This window comes from Sulfitobacter sp. 1A13679 (assembly GCF_043557115.1).
GTDB lineage: Bacteria > Pseudomonadota > Alphaproteobacteria > Rhodobacterales > Rhodobacteraceae > Sulfitobacter > Sulfitobacter faviae.
The window spans coordinates 1-2,975 of record NZ_JBIFFO010000052.1; the positions used below are offsets into that span (position 1 = coordinate 1).

Sequence of the window (2,975 nt, forward strand, 5' to 3'; positions counted from 1 at the left end):
ACCAGGTATTTTTAGGCTGAATATATAGGCTTAAAAAGGCAAACCCGGGGAACTGAAACATCTAAGTACCCGGAGGAAAGGAAATCAATTGATACTCCCCTAGTAGCGGCGAGCGAACGGGGACCAGCCGAGCCATGAGTGTGATTAGAATGCGTTGGAATGCGCAACCAAAGTGGGTGATAGTCCCGTATAAGAAGCATGATTGGACGTATTAAGTAGGGCGGGACACGTGAAATCCTGTCTGAAGATCGGAGGACCACCTTCGAAGGCTAAGTACTCCTTACTGACCGATAGTGAACCAGTACCGTGAGGGAAAGGTGAAAAGCACCCCGACGAGGGGAGTGAAACAGTACCTGAAACCGAACGCCTACAATCAGTTGGAGCATCCTTGCGATGTGACAGCGTACCTTTTGTATAATGGGTCATCGACTTGGTCTCACGAGCAAGCTTAAGCCGTTAGGTGTAGGCGCAGCGAAAGCGAGTCTTAATAGGGCGTCGAGTTCGTGGGATCAGACCCGAAACCGAGTGATCTAGGCATGGCCAGGTTGAAGATAAGGTAACACTTATTGGAGGACCGAACCCACATCTGTTGAAAAAGATCGGGATGAGCTGTGCCTAGGGGTGAAAGGCCAATCAAACTCGGAGATAGCTGGTTCTCTGCGAAATCTATTTAGGTAGAGCGTCATCCGAATACCCTCGGGGGTAGAGCACTGGATGGGTAATGGGGCCCCACAGGCTTACTGATCCTAACCAAACTCCGAATACCGAGGAGTACTGGATGGCAGACACACGGCGAATGCTAACGTCCGTCGTGGAGAGGGAAACAACCCTGACCTCCGGCTAAGGCCCCTAATTCATGGCTAAGTGGGAAAGCAGGTGAGACGACCAAAACAACCAGGAGGTTGGCTTAGAAGCAGCCATCCTTTAAAGATAGCGTAACAGCTCACTGGTCTAAATAAGTTGTCTTGCGGCGAAGATGTAACGGGGCTCAAGCCATGAGCCGAAGCCGAGGATGCATTTATTGCATGGTAGCAGAGCGTAGTGTGACATAGTTCCATGTGTCCTTATCGTCCCTCGGGACGTATTGGACACAAGGAGCTTTCTGTGAAGCCGGCGCGTGAGCGATCCGGTGGAGAGATCACTAGTGAGAATGATGACATGAGTAGCGACAAAGAGTGTGAGAGACACTCTCGCCGAAAGTCCAAGGGTTCCTGCTTAAAGCTAATCTGAGCAGGGTAAGCCGACCCCTAAGGCGAGGCCGAAAGGCGTAGTCGATGGGAACCAGGTTAATATTCCTGGGCCAGATGGAAGTGACGGATCGCAGGGGTAGTTCATCCTTATCGGATTGGATGGGCTGCTGAGCGGTCCCTGGAAATAGCTCCATCATCAGATCGTACCCTAAACCGACACAGGTGGACAGGTAGAGAATACCAAGGCGCTTGAGAGAACTATGTTGAAGGAACTCGGCAAAATACCTCCGTAAGTTCGCGAGAAGGAGGCCCGGTTCCTAGGCAACTAGGGGCTGGGGGCACAAACCAGGGGGTGGCGACTGTTTATTAAAAACACAGGGCTCTGCGAAGTCGCAAGACGACGTATAGGGTCTGACGCCTGCCCGGTGCCTGAAGGTTAAAAGGAGGAGTGAGAGCTCTGAATTGAAGCCCAGGTAAACGGCGGCCGTAACTATAACGGTCCTAAGGTAGCGAAATTCCTTGTCGGGTAAGTTCCGACCTGCACGAATGGCGTAACGACTTCCCCGCTGTCTCCAACATAGACTCAGCGAAATTGAATTACCGGTCAAGATGCCGGTTACCCGCGGTTAGACGGAAAGACCCCGTGCACCTTTACTACAGCTTCACACTGGCATTAGGCCGAACATGTGCAGGATAGGTGGTGGGCTTTGAAACCGAGACGCCAGTCTCGGTGGAGCCTCCCTTGAGATACCACCCTTGTTCTGCTTGATGTCTAACCGCGGACCGTTATCCGGTTCCGGGACCCTGTGTGGCGGGTAGTTTGACTGGGGCGGTCGCCTCCTAAATCGTAACGGAGGCGCGCGAAGGTTGGCTCAGAGCGGTCGGAAATCGCTCGTTGAGTGCAATGGCAGAAGCCAGCCTGACTGCGAGACTGACAAGTCGAGCAGAGTCGAAAGACGGCCATAGTGATCCGGTGGTCCCAAGTGGGAGGGCCATCGCTCAACGGATAAAAGGTACGCCGGGGATAACAGGCTGATACTGCCCAAGAGTCCATATCGACGGCAGTGTTTGGCACCTCGATGTCGGCTCATCTCATCCTGGGGCTGGAGCAGGTCCCAAGGGTACGGCTGTTCGCCGTTTAAAGAGGTACGTGAGCTGGGTTTAGAACGTCGTGAGACAGTTCGGTCCCTATCTTCCGTGGGTGTAGGATACTTGAGAGGAGTTGCCCCTAGTACGAGAGGACCGGGGTGAACGATCCACTGGTGGACCAGTTGTAATGCCAATTGCAGTGCTGGGTAGCTATGATCGGACAGGATAACCGCTGAAGGCATCTAAGCGGGAAGCCCCCCTCAAAACAAGGTATCCCTGAGAGCCGTGGTAGACCACCACGTCGATAGGCCAGAGATGTAAGCGTAGTAATACGTTCAGTTGACTGGTACTAATTGCTCGATAGGCTTGATTTGATCCAGTAGAAGCAAGACTGCTTACTGATCAAAAGCATACACATACAATCAGTCGTACATGACTTGGACAAACACGCTTTGCGCTCCAATGGAGACGGAGCGGGAACGGGCATCCTTCGGATACCCCGCCTCCCGCCGCCGTTCTCCTGCGCAGAGCGCTACTAGGAATTTATTCGGTTTGGTGATCATAGCGCGAGCAAAACACCTGGTCCCATCCCGAACCCAGCCGTTAAGTGCCGTAGCGCCGATGGTACTGCGTCTTAAGACGTGGGAGAGTAGGTCATCGCCAAACCTAATAAGTTCCTAGACTACAGTATCTCTC

General features: G+C 52.9%; 2 rRNA genes. Both read left to right on the forward strand.

From position 1 onward, the window contains the following. A 23S ribosomal RNA gene (locus ACGYLA_RS19400) occupies window positions 1-2,653 on the forward strand; the annotation flags it as partial. A gap of 177 nt (window positions 2,654-2,830) precedes the next feature. Further along, window positions 2,831-2,945: ribosomal RNA gene (gene rrf / locus ACGYLA_RS19405) — 5S ribosomal RNA — on the forward strand. The last annotated feature ends 30 nt before the right edge of the window (window positions 2,946-2,975 follow it).